The sequence below is a fragment of the Pseudomonas sp. M5 genome (assembly GCF_016907075.1).
GTDB lineage: Bacteria > Pseudomonadota > Gammaproteobacteria > Pseudomonadales > Pseudomonadaceae > Aquipseudomonas > Aquipseudomonas putida_E.
Map to the genome: position 1 here is coordinate 1,392,561 of NZ_JAFBBH010000001.1, position 18,931 is coordinate 1,411,491.

The window sequence follows — 18,931 nt, forward strand, 5'->3', positions numbered from 1 at the left end:
AGCGAGGCCTAGCTATGTCCGGAAATCGTGGTGTTGTGTATCTCGGGGCCAGTAAGGTTGAGGTACAAAAAAATGATTACTCCATGCCTCTCCTACTCGCCGCCCAGGCAATGCGGCAGAGCCTGTCCGCGCACCTGACGTACAGGCCTTTCATCAGTCAAGAGGCCTGCCATCATGAGTAACTACGCCGGGCACCAGCTCGATGAGAAAAAGATGTCCGCCTTCCAATGGTGGGTCATCACGCTCTGCTTCGTAATCAACATGCTAGACGGCTTCGACGTTCTGGTGATGGCCTTCACAGCCTCCTCCGTCGCCGCTGACTGGGGGCTCAACGGACTGCGGCTTGGTTATCTGCTGAGCGCTGGCTTGGTCGGCATGGCAATTGGCTCACTGTTCATTGCCCCTTGGGCTGACCGCTTCGGTCGTCGGCCGCTGATTCTTGTCTGTGTAGGCGTGGCAGGGACAGGCATGGTCCTATCCTCGCAGGCCACCGGCCCACAGATGCTTGCAGCCTTCCGTTTCGTGACCGGCCTGGGAATCGGTGGCATCTTGGCCAGCAGCTATGTCATCGCTGGCGAATACGCCAACAAGCGCTGGCGGGGACTCGCAATCAGCCTGCAATCGACTGCCTACGCGCTTGGCGCCACCATTGGTGGGCTAATCGCAGCAAAAATGATTCCTGCGCTGGGATGGAGGTCCGTGTTTCTTTATGGTGGGTTCGTCACGCTCGCAACCCTTCCAGCGTTGTTTTTGTGGCTGCCAGAATCGCTCGCGTTTTTGATGTCGAGCAAGTCCGAAAGCGCAATCAAGCGGATCAACCACTTGCGCCTCAAGGTGAAACTCGCACCACTTACCGAAATGCCTGAAACGAGCCAGGTTGAGCGCCCATCACTGCGAGCATCGTTCGCTCAGCTGTTTTCCCCCGCCCTCTTGCGCTCAACGTTGCTGATCTGGGCGTCATTCTTTCTGGTCATGTTCGGTTTCTACTTTGTAATGAGCTGGACCCCAAGATTGCTTGTCACTGCGGGGCTGTCCAATGAGCAAGGTATCACCGGAGGTGTGCTGCTCAACGTGGGGGGTATATTCGGAACTGCGTTGGTAGGGCTATTGGCCGCACGCTTCCGGTTGTCCAAAGTACTGATGATCTACCTCCTTGCAAACGCCTTGCTGCTCGCCGTCTTTGTCAAATTTACCAACACGCTGAACCTGGCATTTGCGCTGGCCATCCTGATCGGCATTTTCGTGAATGGTTGTGTGGCGGGGCTTTACGCGCTGACACCGTCCATATACGACGCTAGCCAGCGTGTGACTGGCTTGGGTTGGGGTATCGGCATCGGCCGTGCGGGAGCAATTGCCTCCCCTCTTGTAGCTGGACGTCTGATCGACGCGCAATGGACCCCTTCTGATTTGTACATGCTGTTCGCAATGACGTTCGTTCTCGCCGCTATAGCTGTCGCCCTGCTGAGAATAACTCCACCCAAAGCACTACACGCTGCCACAAGCCTCTGAAATACCAAAAAACCAAAACAAGAAGGTAAATCCGATGCGACGTTTTGCCGATTGCTTGCCGCTGTTTGCGCTAGGCGTGCCATCGCTTTGCATGAGCACTGTTGTTTCAGCAGCTTTTTTTGAAGACAGTACGGTTGCCCTGACCACCCGAAATTACTATCTCGATCGAGATTACAAAGGGGACTCATCAGTTTCGGCAGTTCGTGAATGGGCTCAAGGCTTCATTATCAAAGCGAACTCTGGCTACACCGATGGCCCCGTAGGCTTGGGCCTGGATCTCACAGGGATGCTTGGGGTGAAACTTGATTCGTCACCTGAACGATCGGGCACCCAACTGCTGCCTATAGATCCTCAGACGCGCAGAGCACAAGACGCGTACTCTGAACTCGCCGTTGCGGTGAAAGCTCGATTCTCACAAACGAACCTTTCAGTAGGCACGCAACTTCCCGCGCTTCCCGTGATCACTGCTAGCCCTGCACGCCTCCTGCCTCAAACTTTCAGGGGCGCGTCAATAACGAGCTCAGAGATTGAGAACCTCACGTTACAGGCCGGGCGAATGGATCGAGTCAACCTTCGGGACTCGACAAACAACCAGCTCATCGCAATGGCTTCACCGAACGGACGGTTCAAGCCTGGCGTATTCTCTGATCGCTTCGACTACCTGGGTGGCGAATACCGCGTTTCAGAAAATTTCACAGCGCGTTATTACCACGCAAATCTTGAAAATATCTACGAGCAAGACTTCATTGGAGGTATTCATTCTATTGCAGCTGGGCGGGGTAAGTTGAAAACGGAGTTGCGAGTGTTCGACAGCCGGGAGAACGGGCGTGCAGAGGCTGGCAAAGTAGACAACCTTAATGCCGGCCTGACGATGAGCTACCAAACGGGTGGGCATACGTTTGGAATGGGCTACATGTATCAAACCGGAGATACGGCCTTCGCCTATCTCGCTGGAGGCGAGCCTGTCGTTCTGAGTGATGGGACCATGAGCGCGGATTTCGTGAACCCCAAAGAACGCACAATGCTTCTGCGATACGATTACAACTTTGTAGCGATGGGTATTCCGGGGCTTTCGGGAATGATCCGCTATCTAAGGGGAACGAATATTGATTTGCCCCATCTCGGAGGCAGCGACCTCACAGAGTCTTCGAAAGACCTGGAGCTTTCCTATGTCGTACAGTCTGGGCCAGCCAGAGATTTAGCCTTTCGCGTCCGGCATGCATTTTACCGAAACGATCTGAGCTCAGCGGCAACCTTCAGAGACGACAACGAAACGAGAGTCAATGTAGATTACACAGTGAAATTCTAAAAACACGGCATCACGTCTGACGAAATCAAGTACTTCGGCGTTCGCCAGCAGCCCACTACCATGGGCAGCTATCGATAGCAGTCAGGGGTGACCGCTATCGATCTTTCGGTGATCCACTACAGCGTAGCGTTAACGGCTCGACCGGCTGCGTTGCGCTGGGTGAGACACCACAACAGCTTGCGAGGTCGGATCATCGTGGGCCCATACCGGGGTGCTCACGCCCACCGCGCCGATCACCTTCCCGTCGACCACGATCGGCTGACCGCCTGCCAGGGTGGTGACGTCCAGCGCCAGCAGCGCCGGATGGCCGTCGTTTCAGTAACATCGATTCATCACGAGACTGGTTGACATAGACCGATCAATACCCCCGCATCTTGAGCGCTGGAAACACCAAGAAATCAGATTTTCCCTCTTCGTTGTAGTCCATTTCCCAAACATACTCTCGCCGCACTTTTTCCGTTGCGGTCGCTTGGGCTGCGTTCTAGTCTCGGCGGGTCGCTGTTGTTCAGCGATCGGCTTTGACAGGCCGCGACGGTATTATGCATACGGCTTGCCTTCAATGGCGGCTGTACGTGCGGGCACGCTTGCGTGCGCCGGAACTTGCATAGTCCGCCGGTCTGTCAACCCATGTACAGCTGCCACCCTTCTGTTTGACAGCGGATAGGTGACCGCCTAATTGAAGGTACTATGCAATGCTCAAAATGGTCCCCGATCCACCCCACAACCACCACTCCCTCGAAGACACGATCATCCAGGCTGCGGAGTTCGCCCTGTGCGCGCAAAGCGTGGCGCAGCAGGCTGTTTCGCTACAGCCCAGAACGCCCGCCTCGGTTCTGATGATGGCCTCGATGCATGAGCTCGAGTCGCTACGCGTACTGCTCGAATCAGCCCTGATCCAGCTGCAGATGCCGCCCGAGCCGCGCACCCTGCACTAGGCCGTTAAGCCTGTTTTGCCTGGGTGGGCGCTGTCGCCAGCAAGCCCATACGCACAGCGCGCTGCGTGAGACCGGTGCTGAGCTAAAGGCGGATTGCCCGTCATGACGTTCGCCCAGGCCCTAAACCTTCAGGGAGAATTCGCAATGACCCCAGATGACACCAAAGTCACTGTCGGTAAGACCACGTTCTACCAGGGTGAAAACCAGACCCACCCACTGTTTCGCATCGAAGCGGGCATCCCTTGCCAGAATGCCCGCGAACAGGCTTCAGAGCTGATGGGCTATGTGCGGGACCTGACCATCGAAGGCTTGATGGACGATAAACCACAGCTGATCTGGGCTTCGCACTACCTGAGTGCGTTGGCCAAAGCACTGATGGATGATGCCGAGCTGGGCATGATGCACTAAGGGCTGAACTGCCCGACCATGGCGGACATCTGTAACCGGGGCCGCTTCGCGGCCCATCGCCGGCAAGCGCGGCTCCCACAGGTACAGCGCATGCCTGAAGGCTGGTGATTTCCTGGGGGCAGCTTGCCGGCGATGAGGCCAGTACTGACCACAGAGCTTTGGGTCGCTGTCTGCTTCGGGTCCAGGCTGTGTGAAAACGCTTGGCGCGATCCGGCTGGTTAGAAAATGACCAGAATTTCGCGCTCCTGCGCGAAATCTGGGTTAGCTGAATAACCAAGCCATTTCAGATTTCACGTACGCTCGCGATCTTCAGAGACCCGTTTGGGTTTTCACACAGCCTGGGTCGAAAGCGGTCGGGCCGAAGATCTCCACATGCACGTTGGTCATGTCATCATTGCCATCGGTGAAAACGGTAGTCGAGGTCAGGGTCGTCAAAGATGATCAGCAATGCGGTCATCGCAGGCTCTCCACCGATACGGGCGGTGCTCAGTGCTGCAGCATCTGCAGCGCCTGCTCGAACGTCACCGAGCGCTTCAGCGTATTGCTCAGTTGCATGCTCTCGAACCACTCGGCGGTTTTGCCTAGCCAACTTTGCACGTCCATTTGCGACGTCTGCCCAAGGTCGGAGCTATACAAGGCCCTGGGCACGGTTTTAAGCACCGCTTCGAAATCCTCCCAAGGCTGATAGCCAAGCAAATAGGTGAGCGCTGTTTGTTCGGCATACACCGACGGCACCTCGGCTAGATCGCGCAATGCGCGGGCATCCAGCCCGGTGAGCGGGTTGGCCGGTTGGTTGAGCATCAGCCGAGGCACCTGAAAACACACGGCGGCATCCACCAGCAGGTCGATTTCGTCGGCATTGGCATGGCCGGTGGAAATGACTATCGGGTAGTCCCTAGCCATGCGCAGGATGTCTTGAGCGGCTTTGGTTAGCTGGCCATCGCAAGATACTGTGGTGGGCAAGATCGGGCTGTGCTGCAAGAGACTGTGGCCGATCTCCCGCTTGAGGCTGGAGGTGTGCTTGCGGCCAGTGACCGTCGGCAGGTGCACGATGAGCCGGGCGGGGCTATCGCCGTGCAGGCACAGCGAGCGTTGCACCACTCTGAAATCGACGCCCCCCGCGATTTCGTTGAGAACAACCGAACCTGATACCGGCAGGCCTTCCTGACGCGCTTCCCAAGCTTGCGCCGCAGAGCAGCCCAAGTGATTTTTTAGCACAACCCAACCATCGTAGGCCGCGTACTGCCGCCCGGCTTCGAGCGCCCCGTGGCGACGCACGAAGGCGTCCGGGCCGGCATGGTAGTGAACGTCGATGAAACGGGCGTCCTGTAACTTCATTGCACACCCTCTTCGCAAGTTTCTATCATTCCCTGCAGCGCTTGGATCACGGCCTCGGGTGCGTCCACCAGCGGCCGCATTCCCCCACCGCGGATCTCCAGAAGTCGATGAGTGGGACGCGGGCCGATCTGCACGTGCTCCGCGCGTACCAGTTGCGAACACTCACCGACCACGCTTAGCACCGGCTTGTCGAACCGGCTCAGCGACTCATGCACGTCAAGCCGTTGTAGCAGGCCGAAGCCCTTGTCCAGACGTATGCAGGGGAGATCGGGGCCACTGACTCCGGCACCGACCTGCAGCGACTGCGTAGTGGCGGGTGCCGCAGGCATGACATAACACTCCAGCAAGTCCGACGCAGCCTTGAGCTTGCCCGCTCGGGCCAGGGCCGCCATGGCGCCGAGGCGCTGATCGAGGACCTGATCGGCTACCGTCGGCGCGGAAATCAGCAGCGCGGCGTTCACGTGCTGAGCAAGCGGCGTGTCCAGCAATGTCTGCACCAAAGCACCGCCCAAGGCACTGCCAGCCAGCAGGTCGATCGGTCCCAGTGCCTCGAGATGAGGCAGCCAGCGCTCGGCAAACGCCGACAGGTCGCAGTCGCGGTCCGACAGCAGCGACAAGCTGTCATAGACGACCACGCGGTAATGCTGTGATGTCAGGTACTCGGTCAGCGGGGCGAAGAACTCGCCGTGATCCCAATGTGTCATCACCGGAGACATCACGACCGCCAGCTTGTCACCCTGGCCGAATTGCGAGTAGGTAGGCTCAATTTTCACGATCAGGTGCTCCTCACTCTACTCGATGATCGGCGACTAGCCCTTGCAGGTGCACAAGGCATTGGTGGGTTTGCGTCACGATGCTGTGCAGCAATGCGGCCGCTGGCTGGACGTCATTGACCAGGTCCAGGACCTCGCCAGCCCAGATCACCCGCTGGTCCAGATCGTCGTTGCGGATGGCCTGCAGGAAATCTTCGGCGACACTGGCAGGCGCTTGCTGCAGCGCTTCGTCGCGGCCCAGCCAGGTTTGCGAAAATCCGTTGGCGATAGCACGGCCGCTGTAGGGGGCTGGCCATTCAATGCCGCGCACGAGGTCGAATATGCGGGTACGCACAGTCTGTGCGGTGCGCGAGGTAATTAGACGCTGCTTGAACGCGAGGCTTGGCAATGCCTCGTCGGTGGCCAGCATGCGTGTTCCGAGCATGCCCGCGTCAGCCCCGAGCGCCAGGCTGGCAGCCAGGCCTCGACCATCGGCGATGCCGCCGGCGGCGATGAGTGGAATCTGCTCCCCGACCAGATCTCGAACCGCCGGTAGCAGCGGCATCAATGCCCGACGCAGGCTGTGACCGCCGGCTTCGGCACCCTGCACGATCAGTGCGTCGGCACCGGCCTCAACGGCCACGCGAGCCTGTTCTAGATCGTGAATCTGTACGATGGCTTTGGCTCCAGCGGCGTGAATTTTTGGAATGAATGGGTGGGGATCGCCGAACGATAGCGCCACGACGTCGGGTCGGTAGCTCAGGGCGAGGTCGAGCAGGTGCATGGCGTTGATGACCGTGAACATGACCAAGCCAACGCCCCAGGGCTGCTGCACGTCGCGCATCGGCGCCAGTTGTTCCTTCATCCACTGCGCATCACCATAGCTGGCGCCAACCAGCCCCAGACCGCCGGCGCGCGAAACAGCGGTAGCCAGTTCATGCCCAGAGGCGCCGCCCATTGGCGCGAGCACGAGCGGGTGCTCGACGCCGAAAACTTGGGTGAAGCGGGTGTGCATGCTTTTCATCATCGACTTCCTTGTACTGAGAAAGGCGTGGCGTAGCCACGCCCGGACCGTTAGGCAGGTTGCTGGAGGGCTGCCGGGATGTAATCACTGACTTGATAGAGGTGGTACTCCCAGGTGCCGGTCTCCTTGAGTTTTAGGTATCGGTCCAGGAATTGCTGATCCTCGAACAGGGATTCGAACTCGGCGCGACTCTTCCACTGCGCCTGGTTGATCACGGTCTTGCCGTCGACGCTCTTGTACAGACGGCTCCACTGGAACGACGGATAGGTGCGCGACACGTAACCGACTGCTTCTTGCAGGACGGCGAGTGCAGCATCCTGCTTGCCTTCTTCGACGTGCACCACGTTGATCAGGAAGATGGCCGACTGCTCGTTGTTGTCGGGTGCGGGAAACGCTGGGAATTGAGTCATGGTCATTGCCTTCAGAGTTAAGAGAGCTGCTGTAGTGGAGCGGCCGCCGCAGCGGCGCCGTTTTGCCAAAGCAGTGGGTTGACGGTGCTGGCATGGGTCGCCGTCTGCACGCGGCCGATGATCAGTTCGTGACTGCCGTAGCTCACGCTCTGCTCGACATGGCAAACGATGTTGGCTTGTGCATCTGCCAGGCACGGCACGCCGAGTATGTCGTTCCAGGTACCATGGGCGAACCGCGCGCTGCCTTTCACGGCACCGGCGAACACCGCCACCAGTTGCGCCTGTTCGACATCCAGCAGGTTCACGCTAAAGCAGCCGTGCGCCAGCAGCGGCGTGTACAAACTGGCCGAGCGATTGATACACACCAGCAGCGCAGGTGGCTCGGTGCTCACTGAGGTGACGGCGGTGGCTGCCATACCGATCGGGGCTCCGTGATCATCGCGTGTGCAGACCAGCGCGACACTGCCGGTCAGGCGTCGCATCGCCCCCTTAAAGTCCTCTGCTAGCCCGGGGCCCGGCATGTTCCCCATCGGTAATCTGATTTCGGCCTTCATGCCAGCACCTGGGTCGGCGCTGTAATTATCGATGTCGCAGTTTGGCGCTGCCCGGCCTGTTCCATCAGCGGCATGACCTCGTCGACGAAGCGCGCCAGACCGCTGCGGTAGTCGAGCCAAGTGAGGTTCAGTCCATCCACGCCCAGGTCGGACCAGCGCTGCATCTGCTCGACAATCATCGGTGCCGTGCCGACCAACGGCACGCCGGCGAAGCCCGCCTTGAAGTGGAAGCGGAAACGTTCGGCGTCCGCCGCGTCCTTGAACATGCCGCTCTGGATACCAATCTCGCGCGTCACGTTGTCCAGCGCCGCATCGTCGCCTTGCTCGTTGGCGTAGTACTGCAGCTTTCGTTCAGCCTCGGCTAGGCTGTCCTCCTGCACGACATATGCATAGACCCAGATCTGGATCTCGCGGCCGAACTCGATGCGCGCCTGATCCCGGTAAGCGTTGATCTGTGCACGGATGGTGTCGTCATCGTCCTCGTGTTTGAGGATCAGGAACGCAGCATCGCAGTGCTGGGTACAGAAGCGTCTGCCTCGGGTCGAACCACCGGCATTCATCAGGAACGGCTGATTCAGCGGTTTGGGCTGGGAGTAACCTTGAGCAATCTGGAAGAAGTCGCCCTGGAAATCGAAGGCCTCCTGTTCGCCCCAGGCGCGCAGGGCGATTTCCAGCCACTCGTCGGCATGGTCGTAACGACGGTCATGTTCACGCTGAAGGCCATTGAACATGCCCATTTCCTTACCGAACCAGCCGCAGATAATGTTAAGCCCGAAACGGCCGCCGCTGATGTGGTCGATGGTGGCAGCCTGTTTGGCGGCGAACAGCGGGTGCACCGTGGACAGGTGCGAAGTGGTGAAAAGGGCGATCTGCTCAGTAACCGAAGCCAGCCCGGCTGCCCAAGTGTAGGTTTCATAGGACACGCCCATCGGGTTGCTATCCCCCTCCCAGCCTCGCCAGCGTCCGACGGGCAAGAGCATCTCCATGCCGGCGCGGTCGGCCATCTGGGCAATCGCCACGTTGGACTGCCAATCCGCGGCGTGGTGGCGTTCCGGAGCGTTGGTCAGCGTGCAGCCGCCTTCGATGTTGAAGCCGAACACACCCAGCTTGATCTTGTTCTTGCTATGGCGTACGGGGTTCTGTTTGCGTGGTACCGGCGTCATTGCGGTCATTTGGGTAGTCCTTATCACTTCCATGTTCAAGAAAGAGCACGTTGCTTGGCTTCGGTACTCAGCCACGGCTGGTCGTAGCGGTGCAGCGCGCGTGCCTGCTTCAGGGACAGGCCGTCGCCGACGCTGGCGATGATGTCCTGCTCGGTACGCTCGACGGCGTGTGCGCGGCGCACCACTTCACTGGCATGCTCGCGGGCAATGGCGATGCATCCGCTGCTATCGCAGACCATTAAGTCGCCAGGCGCGACACGGGTGCCACCGATGCTGAGGGGAACTTGCACAGCCTTGAGTTGCACCCGATTCTTGGCCGATTTCATGTAGCGCGCTCGGCTGAACAGCGGGTAGCCTAATCGGCGCACCGTGTCGATGTCCCGTGCGGCACCGTCGATGATGGTGCCTGCGATCTGTTTACCGATGGCGACATGGGTGAGAATGTCGCCCCAGGTCGTGCAGTCGGTGCGCCCAGGGTTGCTGGAGACGATCACCGCATTGGCGGGCACGTCATCGATGTAGTTGGCGGCATTGCGAAAGCCGTCGCCGACCTCGACCGACTCGTAGCAGACTGTGTAGGCGAAGCCGACACAGCGTGCTCCGGGCACCTGCTGATCGATGCCGAGCAGCCCGCCGTCTAGGCCCATGCTGTCCATGGCGTCGGACAGGCAAGCCGTGTCCAGGTGTTCACAGGCAGCGATCAAGGCCTGCTCGTCAATTTGGATGACTGCGGACATCAGTTGTACTCCGGGATAGTGAGCTGAGACGGGCGGACGGTGCCTCGCTGATTGAGCGTCAGGCACGTGTCGATGATGCGTTGGGCGACTTCAGTGGTGCTATGGGAGCCGCCCAGGTCGTAGGTACGCACATCGCTCTGGGCGACTTGGCGTACAGCACTGCGCACCCGTGAGGCGGCCTCGGTGAAGTCGAGGTACTCGAGCAGCAGCGCCACACTGAGGAACATTGCTGATGGATTGGCCTTGTTCAGCCCAGCGTGAGCCGGCGCACTGCCGTGTACTGGCTCGAAATAGGCGCCGTGCTCGCCGATGTTGGCGCTGGGCGCCAAGCCCAGCCCGCCCATGACGCCAGCGCCAAGGTCGGAGAGGATATCGCCGAACATGTTTTCCGCCACGATGACGCCGAAGCGTTCCGGGCGTTGCACCATCCAAAGCGCCACAGCATCGACGTTCTCGATGTTGAGCTGAAGATCTGGGTAGTCGGCCGCCACTTCTTCCAGAATGTCCCGCACGAACGCACTGCTATTGCGCAGGACATTCGGTTTGTCGGCCAGGGTCACCTTGTCGAAGCCCTGAGCACGGGCATGGTCGCAGGCGAAACGAAGCAACCTGGTCACTCCCAAGCGCGTCTGGAGGCGGAGGCTGACCGCCGCATCGTGGCGATCGATGCGCTGCCAAGACGCACCCTGGCGTTCCTTGGCGAGCAACAAAGGTTCGATTTCTAGCGGCACCGAAGCGTAGTCCAGACCCGCATACAGCCCTTCGGTGTTTTCGCGGATCACCGTGAAGCGGAAACGTTCGTCACCAATCACATCGGTGACCGGACGCACGTTGGCGTACAGCGAAAGCCTCTGGCGCAGCTGAATAACCGGCGACACATAAGGCACTTCGCTGTGCCGCAGGTGGTTGGGTAGCTCAGCTTGCGCTTCTCGCTGCGGCTTGCTGGTGATCGCGCCGAGCAGCGTCGCATCGCTTTCCTGGATCAGGCGCCAGGTTGCTTGCGGTACGGTGTTACCTTCCGCGCGCCAGCACTCCCAGCCGATTTGTCCGAAGTTCAGCGTGACTGGCAGCTCAAGCGCCTCGAATAGCGGCACGACTGCTTCGGTGACTTCGATGCCAACGCCGTCGCCGGGCAGCACACAGATGTTCTTGCGTTTCATTGGGAATGCCCCTGTACGGCGCGGAACGGGGTTGCCGGCTTGCTCCGGGCGGCGGCAGCCGGACGCTGACGGCTGGCCTCGTAGATGATTTCTGCCGCGTGGAAGCCCGAAGCGGCCTGACCATCGCTGACCATCTGCTCCACCTGGGCCTGGGCATCGAATGCCAGGTCATAGGTGCCTGTGATGATGTCCAGCAAAGACGGAGGAATGTGACTGACCGGCACCTGCTCGGCGGTACGTTGGGACAGGGTGAGGGCTTCGACCAGGTCATAGCGGCTGCGTAGGCCGGCCCGCTGCAGGTAGGCGATGAACATTCCTAGGTGCAGGTTGCCTGCGCCTTTGCCCATGCCGCAGATCGAGGTATCGATATATTCGGCGCCGGCTTCCATTGCAGCGATGGCATTGGACAGGGCCAGGGACAGGTTGTTGTGGGCGTGGAAGCCCAGTGGTACCAGCACGCGCCGTGAGATCCGGCTGATCAGTCGCTCCACGTCTGCCGGGATCATGCTGCCGTTGGAGTCAGCAAAGGCGATGACATCGGCCCCTGCTGCTTCCGCTCGCAGGCACAGCTCGGAAATGGCAGCCGGCGCCAGTTGTGTGACATGAGTGACGTTGGCGCTGACTTTAAGATCGAATTCCTTCGCCAGCGCGATGCAGTCAATGCCTTCCTGCATTTGGGCGGCTTTCAAACAGACCCGGACCATGCTCACCCCGCTAGCTTTGAGTAGGGCGAAATCCTGTTCGGTGACATGCTGTGGATGAACCATGACTACCAGATTGATACGCCCCGCCGCCGCTTGGCTGAGCTGCGTAAGGTAATCCGTGCAGACCCGCGCAGTGAGGCCAGGCTGCGCCAACCTACGATATGGACCGTTACGATAGCCAACCTCACAATATTCGACGCCGGCAGCAGCAAGTTGCCTCACCGCTTCGCTGGCGTATTCCGCGGAAAACTCAAAGTTGTTACGATAACCACCATCTCGCAATGTTACATCGATTATTTGAACTCGACTCATCTTCATTATCCTTTAGAAGTTGCACGCATTTAATCACCTGCTTTAAAGCCCAGCAGTTTGAATGTCGAGTTGCCACTGTTTTCAACGATGGCCAGGGCATTGTTAGTCCACACTCTGTACTTGTGTGTTATTTTTTGGTTAGCCGGAGCGATGGTGGTTTATCGCTGGAGAGTTGTAAATTGCCAGTTCCACAGGAGGGGATGTGAAAAAATTACCATTGCATCACTGCGCCGCAAGTGCTATGGCGCGGATGGGCTGATGATTGTTGTCGATGAGTGGAAACTGCTACGGTTAGGAAGCCCTTGTTCATGGAAAGTTCTATTTTCTTACATAGCTATGACGCATTCGAGCATCGCTGAATAATCATCGTGCAAAAAAAAGCTGCCCGGAGGCAGCAGTTGTGTTAGCTGAAAAGTTCTTGGCGCTGACCGTCAATTGAGCTGCGTCAATTTCGGATTGAAGCAGCTGTTAACGAAATCCATCATTTTCCGAATGTGCGCGGCGTGGCGCATGTCGCCATGCACGGTGAGCCAGAGTTCTAAGGTCATCGGACTGTCCTCCAGGCCGACGCGTTGCAGTGGATTGAGCGGGCTGTCGCCGCTGAAACACGGCAAAAGCGCGATGCCGGCACCGGCCCGGGCTGCCATCGCTAAAATGTCCAGGTACTTGGCGCGGACCACTACAGGTCGACCTGCCGCTGCCCGAGTCAGCCATTGTTCATGGGCCGAACCTTCGACGTACTCGTCATAGGAAATGAACTCATAAGTAGCGGGCAGGCGGTTCAGCAGATAGTCCGGGGACGCATAGAAACCGAACTCTACGGCGGCAATCTTACGTGCCACTAGCTCAGGCTCGGTCGGTCTGCCCCAGCGCAGATCAATGTCGGCCTCACCCTTGGACAGGCAGACCTTGCCCGAGTCAGCCAGCAGATGCAGATTCACCGCCGGACAGTCGGCGCGCAGCCTGCCCAGCTGCGGAGCGATGACGTGTGTCGCGAGTGATGGCGGACAGTGCAACGTGATATCGGCCACGTGCGCCTCGCGAATGCTCGAGGCGACACGGCTGATCGCACTGGCCTGCAACTGCATGTCCAGGCCTAGCTGGGCGATACGTTCACCGACCGGCGTCAGCTCGTATTTGCGACTGCGTCGGTCCACTAGACGCAACTTCAGCGATTGTTCCAGTGCAGTGATTCGGCGTGCGACCGTTGCATGTTCGACGCTCAAAGAACGCGCAGCCGCCGCTAGAGATCGATGCTGGCAGAATCCGAGGAAAAACCGCAGATCTTCCCACGCGAATGGGGAATCTTTACGTACAGACATCACGGAAGCTGTATCGGTGGTCGTCAGACTCATTTCCATGTCAAATACTCCGTAGACCCTTCTTTTCGACTGCGCGTTGTCGAACGTTAATGTGTTGCGTTATTGGCTTCGTACATTACCGGTTTGCGCCGCTCGCCGAAGATGACCAGTTTCAGCACGATCAGCCCGAGGGCAATGGCGCAGAACAGGGCACCGCTGATCAGCGTGCCGTGCAGACCGAACTGGTTGATGAACAGACCGCCTGCCGTCGAGCCCACCGTTACCCCGAGGTTGATGAAGGAGATGTACAACCCGGTGACGAACTCCGGCGCTTCCGGTGCCTCACCGGTCAGCCAGACCTGGGTAACGATCAGCCCGCTGGTGTGCACGGCCCCCCAGAACAGGACGATGGCCGTCATCGACCAGATGTCGGGGCTGGCGAATGCGTAGACCAGCGCGTAGGCGACAGCCAGAAGAACCGGGTGCAGCATCGTGGTCAGCACTTTGCGCTGTGCCAGCCATTTGCCGGCCAGCAAATTGCCGGCGACACCACCTACGCCGAAGACGATGAGTAGCACGCTGATGAGCTCGGCCGAGAGGCTGGCTTCACGCGAGAGATATTCGGCGCTGTAGGCATAGACTGAGAACATTGCAGCGAAAATCATGGTAGAGGCGGCGATGTTCAGCCACAAGGCAGGCTTTCGTAGGATTGCCAGCTGTTCGCCGTAAGGTGTTTTCTGCCCTGCGTGTGTGTCCGGTAGCCACGCCAGGATGCCGATGCCGGCCACCACGTTGACCACGGTGCAGAACAACCAGGCGGTTTCGTAGCTGAATTGCGCGGCGATCCAGGTGGTGATCGGTACCCCCAGAACCATCCCCATGCTGGTCCCTATGAAGGCATGGGCGGTCGCTTGAGTCGCACGCTCCGGCGGGTACAGAGAAATGGCCGCGACGAACGCCAGGGAGAAATACAGCGGGTGGAATAGCGCCGGTACGATGCGCAATACCATCAAAGTGCCGTAATTGGAGGCATATGCCGACAGCGCACTGCTGATTGCGAAGATCCACAGACAGATGGTCAGCACCCGCTTGCGGTTGTACCTGGAAAACTTCAGCACCATCCACGGGCCGCAGACCGCGATCACCAGTGCGAACACACCGACCAGAAATCCTGCCTGAGCCACGGATACTCCGTACCGCTCGACGATCACTGGCAGAATGCCGACGACGCCGAACTCGATGGTATAGACACCGAACAGACCCAATGCGATGAAGAATATCGGAGAGAACAGTCTCATTTGCCAAGCCTCGTATTGATGACGATTTTGCCCAGCTGCTTGCCGGACTCCATATAACGGTGGGCGTCGACGATCTCATCCAGGCTGAAGGTCTTGCTGTCGATGTAGGGCAGCAGACTGCCTTCCTCGATACCCTCGATGACGTAACGTTTGGCTTCAGCAAACAGTTGCGGATCGTCGATGATCTCGTGCAGCAGATAACCGCGCAGCGTCAGCGACTTGGCCAACACCGGCAGCAGTGGATAGGGGGTGCTTTCTTCGGCCAGGGCGCCGTAGCTGATGAGCATGCCGCCGCGACTGGCGACGTCGACCAACGTCTGCATCAATGCGCCGCCGACCGGGTCGAAGATCAGGCGAACCCCGCTTTCTGCGGTCAAACGTTTGATTTCGGCAGTCAACTCCGCCTCGCCGACAACGACATGACAGGCACCTGCATTGAGCAGGGCCTGGACCTTGTTCGGCGAGCGGGTGAAGGCGATGCTGCGGGCGCCGGTACGCCGAGCAATCTGGATGGCCGCGAGACCCACGCTGCTCGAGGCCGCGGTGATCAGTACGGTGTCGTGTCTGCTCAGTTTACCAATCGGCAACAGTGCGCCCCAGGCCGTGAGGTACTGCATCCACACCGCTGCGGCCTGCTGCATGTTCAAGCGGTTCGGGTGCTTGACCAGCATGGCCGCTGGCACCACGGTCTGCTCGGCATAGCTGCCCCAGCGCGCGATGCTGCTAGGGGGAACGAGGCTGACCTGGTCGCCGACTGCGAACGCGTCGACGCCTTCGCCGGTCTCGAGCACGATCCCGGCCGCTTCGTAGCCGAGGCGACTCGGAAATGTTGCGGCTTCCAAGTACGCGCCACTGCGATACATCGACTCGGCGCGATTGAGTCCGATTGCATGCACTTCGATGAGCACTTCGCCTGCACCGGGTTGAGCGGCAGGCAAATCTTCGAGGTGAAGCACTTCAGGGCCACCATAATTATGGAAGCGTACGACCTTGGGCATTATTAAACCTCTGGCTGTTTGATGTTCGTTGATCGGCCCAACACGTGGTTCAGCCATCGGCTCCATAAATAGCGGACACGACAAGCTGTCCGAGACTATGCCCAGAGCCTTCAATGTAATTGTTGACCAGCATGACCATGGACAGCTTTTGCGCGGGATCCACGCACCAGGTATGTCCCGCCAGACCGAAGTGTCTCCAGGTGCCAGGAGCTTCAGCGGTGCTCGCCGTAACTGGGTCTTGCAGCACGCTGAAGCCCAGCCCCAGGCCGCGTCCTGGTTGACCCGCGAGCGGATATGCCCCTGGTTGCGGGGTTGCCATTTCCTCGATGTAGCTCGCCGGAATCAGCTGAGCGCCACCAGTGCGTAGGGTTTCAAGCAGAGTCAGATAGTCGCTGGCGGTACCGATTAGACCGAAACCGGCTGAGGCAAACTGCACCTGATCCTCGTGGCGTTGTGGGTCGACCCGCAGACCGACGCGTCGCGGCGCCAGCGAGAGGGTGTGGGCGCCGGACAGGCGCACGGTACGTGCGCCGCAGGTGCGGTAAGCCGCGCACAGACGCTCGGTATCCACCGCCTGAAAGCGCGTATCACGCATTTTGAGCGGGTCGAGCACCAGGTTTCTCAATGCCTGCTGCACCGATTGCCTGCCATCGATGGAGGCGAGCAAAGCGCCCACTACATCGGTCGCCAATGAGTAGCGACAATCACTGCCCGGTGGATAGCGCAGCGCTTGACGCGCGATGCGCTCGATGTTCTCTTGCAGCGTCAAAGCGGTGCGGTCGAGTCCATCGGAAATGCCGGCGCGCTGGTACGACGGCTGGCTAGAGTCCTGCAGAAAGCCATAGTCCAGGCCGGCGGTGTGACTTAGCAGGTGCCTAAGGGTGATGTTCGATGGACTGCCCTGAAACCCGGTGGTCTTAAAGCAGGGCAGCCAGCGGCTGATGGGATCTTCAAGCCCGATGCGCCCTTGCGCCACCAGCACCATCGCAGCTGTACTGGTAATCAGCTTGGATAGGGATCCCAATTGGAACAGCGAGTCAACTGCCATGGCACGCCCTGCTTCCCGGTCGGCGAAGCCGAGCGCGGTTTGGCAGACCAGTTCGCCGCCGTATTTGACGAGCACCACTGCGCCGGTGATCCGATCGTCGGCTATGGCCGTCTCGACGATGTTGCGGATGGCCTGCGAGGTTTTGGACGCAGTGCGGCGTCTTTGGTGGGGGCGATGGGACATGGTGCGGACGCCGACTCAGGAAGTACCGACATCCTAGAAGAGCTCAGGTAATCGAAAAATACGCTACGATTCCGATTATTAAGGACTAAATCATCCGCAATGGAGGCAGGTAGCCGTGAGCAAGCTCAGTGGTATCGGGGACTTCGTCCAAGTGGCTCAGGCCGGTAGCTTCGTGGCAGCAGGTCGAGCGCTTGGCATTTCGGCCTCCGCTGTTGGCAAGAGTATCGCGCGTCTGGAGACGCGTCTGAGCACGCGGTTGTTTCACCGCAGCACCCGTAGCCTGCACCTAACCGCAGAGGGGGCGTTGTTTCTCGCGCGATGCCTGCGCGTGATTGATGAACTGGATACTGCCGAATCCGAGCTGTCCGAGTCAGCAGGCGAAGCACGTGGCCGGTTGCGCGTCAGTCTGCCGATGGCGGGGCAGTTCCTGTTTTCCATGCTGGCCGATTTCATGCAGGCCTTTCCGGCCATCCAACTGGAAGTCGATTTCAGTGACCGACTGGTGGATGTGATCGAGGAAGGCTTCGACGTGGTCATTCGTACCGGTTCGCTCAGTGATTCGAGGCTGGTCTCCAGGGCACTGGGCACTTTCGATTTCCATCTGGTGGCAGCGCCGGAGTACCTGCGCCGCACTGGCACGCCCGTGACGGTCGACGATCTCGAAGGGCATGCCTGCTTGTTCTATCGCTTGCCCTCCAGCGGCCGCCTGGAAGCCTGGCCGTTGGGTGTCGAGCACGAGGCGCTGGCAGCCCAGCTACAGCCCGCGATGACCAGCAACAGTCTCGAAATGATCGTCACCGCCGCCGTGGCTGGACGTGGCCTGGCTTGTCTACCCGATTTCGCGGTGAGAACGGCGTTGAAGGAAGGGGCATTGCAGGTCGTTCTGGCTGACCAAGTCACGCGTACGCTGAATTTCAACATCCTGTGGACTTCGCACCGTTTCATCACGCCGAAGTTGCGTTGTTTTGTCGATTACGTGTCGCGGTCGTTGTAGTCCCAGCAACGACTTATGTGACCGCCTGCTGACCCCAAAGAAATTGATTGCCTCATCCTGATCGTTGGTCGCCTGGAACATGCGACCAACCGCTGCTCGACCAATAGCTCCGGTTTGTCGCTGGTCGCCGGTACCCGCCAGGAAACGAGCGAGTTTTCGCCGGCGCCGACTATCAACTGGCACGTGACCTCAACTGCAGTACTACGCGGCGCATATGATGGCTTGAATGGTCCGTGCATTATTTAATTTGCTGGTTGCCAGATGGACTGCCCTCAGATTCTTGGTTCTGCGATAGATAAATGAGGCCTTCGTTCGCCGCAGCGTGTGGGTGCCGTACAGCGCTGGATCAAGGCCAATGGCTGTCACCCAGGCTTTCACTATTCGAGCGTATTGCCTGGTGGACAGATGATCTGAACCATGTAGCCGACTCGGAAACAGACAGTCGTCGCTACGGAGGTGAGCCTGATGCATCCAGGCTTCCAAAGCCATACGGGTTTGCTCAGTGATCTCAAATTGCACCGGATGTTGAGTTTTCTGCTGCATCACGATCGCTCGTGACGACACATGCTCTCCATGGGCTACGTCCCGTACACGAAGCTTGGTTAAGTCGCAGGCTCGCAGCTTGCTGTCGATGGCCAAGTTGAACAACGCCAGATCCCTAGATTTCTTTGCGATCTGGAGCCTTACCCGGATGGCCCAGATATCTCTGAGTCGGAGCGGGGCTTTCTGCCCGACTAGCTTTCCCTTGTTCCATGGACGATGGGCGTAGGTAGCAGCGGTTTTCATGGGTTGTC

Annotated in this window: 19 protein-coding genes; 5 read left to right on the forward strand and 14 right to left on the reverse strand. The window is 59.1% G+C overall.

What is annotated here, in order from left to right; all coding sequences use genetic code 11:
- Positions 1–174 precede the first annotated feature (174 nt).
- The 4 genes from JOE27_RS06350 (at position 175) to JOE27_RS06370 (ending at position 4,161) form a co-directional block, all read left to right on the forward strand.
- Positions 175–1,509 (forward strand): MFS transporter, encoded by a 1,335-nt coding sequence (locus tag JOE27_RS06350; RefSeq protein ID WP_119687304.1) that lies wholly within the window; start codon positions 175–177, stop codon positions 1,507–1,509.
- Positions 1,510–1,543: 34 nt separating this feature from the next.
- The gene (locus JOE27_RS06355) at positions 1,544–2,818 is read left to right on the forward strand and encodes an OprD family porin (RefSeq protein WP_204918267.1); all 1,275 of its coding nucleotides are present in this window, start codon (positions 1,544–1,546) and stop codon (positions 2,816–2,818) included.
- Positions 2,819–3,510: 692 nt separating this feature from the next.
- Positions 3,511–3,753, forward strand: a complete 243-nt coding sequence (locus JOE27_RS06365) for a hypothetical protein (RefSeq protein WP_012314969.1) — start codon at positions 3,511–3,513, stop codon at positions 3,751–3,753.
- Positions 3,754–3,897: 144 nt separating this feature from the next.
- Positions 3,898–4,161, forward strand: coding sequence for a DUF3077 domain-containing protein (locus JOE27_RS06370; protein WP_012314949.1), 264 nt, complete (start codon positions 3,898–3,900; stop codon positions 4,159–4,161).
- A gap of 486 nt (positions 4,162–4,647) precedes the next feature.
- Here the strand turns inward: JOE27_RS06370 and JOE27_RS06375 are convergent, their stop codons facing one another.
- From JOE27_RS06375 to JOE27_RS06435, 13 genes are all read right to left on the reverse strand, one after another.
- Positions 4,648–5,499 (reverse strand): DUF6282 family protein, encoded by an 852-nt coding sequence (locus JOE27_RS06375; RefSeq protein ID WP_204918271.1) that lies wholly within the window; start codon positions 5,497–5,499, stop codon positions 4,648–4,650.
- Positions 5,496–6,272: an alpha/beta hydrolase gene (locus JOE27_RS06380; RefSeq protein ID WP_204918273.1), complete on the reverse strand. Its 777-nt coding sequence runs from the start codon at positions 6,270–6,272 to the stop codon at positions 5,496–5,498. The genes JOE27_RS06375 and JOE27_RS06380 overlap by 4 nt, the downstream gene beginning before the upstream one ends.
- Positions 6,273–6,285: 13 nt before the next feature.
- Positions 6,286–7,275 (reverse strand): nitronate monooxygenase, encoded by a 990-nt coding sequence (locus tag JOE27_RS06385; protein WP_204918275.1) that lies wholly within the window; start codon positions 7,273–7,275, stop codon positions 6,286–6,288.
- A 50-nt stretch (positions 7,276–7,325) separates the two neighbouring features.
- Positions 7,326–7,685, reverse strand: coding sequence for an antibiotic biosynthesis monooxygenase (locus tag JOE27_RS06390; protein ID WP_204918277.1), 360 nt, complete (start codon positions 7,683–7,685; stop codon positions 7,326–7,328).
- A 17-nt stretch (positions 7,686–7,702) separates the two neighbouring features.
- Positions 7,703–8,167, reverse strand: coding sequence for a flavin reductase family protein (locus JOE27_RS06395; RefSeq protein WP_239539305.1), 465 nt, complete (start codon positions 8,165–8,167; stop codon positions 7,703–7,705).
- 68 nt (positions 8,168–8,235) lie between these two features.
- A complete protein-coding gene (locus JOE27_RS06400; protein WP_204918282.1) occupies positions 8,236–9,411 on the reverse strand; it encodes an LLM class flavin-dependent oxidoreductase in 1,176 nt (391 codons plus the stop codon).
- 26 nt (positions 9,412–9,437) lie between these two features.
- Positions 9,438–10,139, reverse strand: a complete 702-nt coding sequence (locus JOE27_RS06405) for an RraA family protein (RefSeq protein WP_204918284.1) — start codon at positions 10,137–10,139, stop codon at positions 9,438–9,440.
- Positions 10,139–11,299 carry an isocitrate/isopropylmalate family dehydrogenase gene (locus JOE27_RS06410; RefSeq protein ID WP_204918286.1) on the reverse strand — a complete coding sequence of 387 codons (1,161 nt, stop codon included), beginning with the start codon at positions 11,297–11,299 and terminating at the stop codon, positions 10,139–10,141. Before JOE27_RS06410 ends, JOE27_RS06405 begins: the two co-directional genes overlap by 1 nt.
- A complete protein-coding gene (locus JOE27_RS06415) occupies positions 11,296–12,321 on the reverse strand; it encodes a nucleoid-structuring protein H-NS (protein ID WP_348632615.1) in 1,026 nt (341 codons plus the stop codon). The genes JOE27_RS06410 and JOE27_RS06415 overlap by 4 nt, the downstream gene beginning before the upstream one ends.
- A 425-nt stretch (positions 12,322–12,746) precedes the next feature.
- Complete coding sequence (locus JOE27_RS06420; protein ID WP_204918290.1) at positions 12,747–13,676, reverse strand: LysR family transcriptional regulator; 930 nt, start codon at positions 13,674–13,676, stop codon at positions 12,747–12,749.
- A gap of 47 nt (positions 13,677–13,723) precedes the next feature.
- A complete protein-coding gene (locus JOE27_RS06425; RefSeq protein WP_204918292.1) occupies positions 13,724–14,914 on the reverse strand; it encodes an MFS transporter in 1,191 nt (396 codons plus the stop codon).
- The gene (locus JOE27_RS06430) at positions 14,911–15,912 is read right to left on the reverse strand and encodes a zinc-dependent alcohol dehydrogenase family protein (protein WP_204920623.1); all 1,002 of its coding nucleotides are present in this window, start codon (positions 15,910–15,912) and stop codon (positions 14,911–14,913) included. Before JOE27_RS06430 ends, JOE27_RS06425 begins: the two co-directional genes overlap by 4 nt.
- Positions 15,913–15,961: 49 nt before the next feature.
- Positions 15,962–17,143 carry a serine hydrolase domain-containing protein gene (locus tag JOE27_RS06435; RefSeq protein WP_204918294.1) on the reverse strand — a complete coding sequence of 394 codons (1,182 nt, stop codon included), beginning with the start codon at positions 17,141–17,143 and terminating at the stop codon, positions 15,962–15,964.
- A gap of 115 nt (positions 17,144–17,258) precedes the next feature.
- Here JOE27_RS06435 and JOE27_RS06440 point away from each other — a divergent pair, with 115 nt between their 5' ends.
- Positions 17,259–18,137, forward strand: coding sequence for a LysR family transcriptional regulator (locus JOE27_RS06440; RefSeq protein WP_204918296.1), 879 nt, complete (start codon positions 17,259–17,261; stop codon positions 18,135–18,137).
- Between the two features lie 201 nt (positions 18,138–18,338).
- Here the strand turns inward: JOE27_RS06440 and JOE27_RS06445 are convergent, their stop codons facing one another.
- The gene (locus JOE27_RS06445) at positions 18,339–18,923 is read right to left on the reverse strand and encodes a tyrosine-type recombinase/integrase (RefSeq protein WP_204918298.1); all 585 of its coding nucleotides are present in this window, start codon (positions 18,921–18,923) and stop codon (positions 18,339–18,341) included.
- Positions 18,924–18,931: the final 8 nt, after the last annotated feature.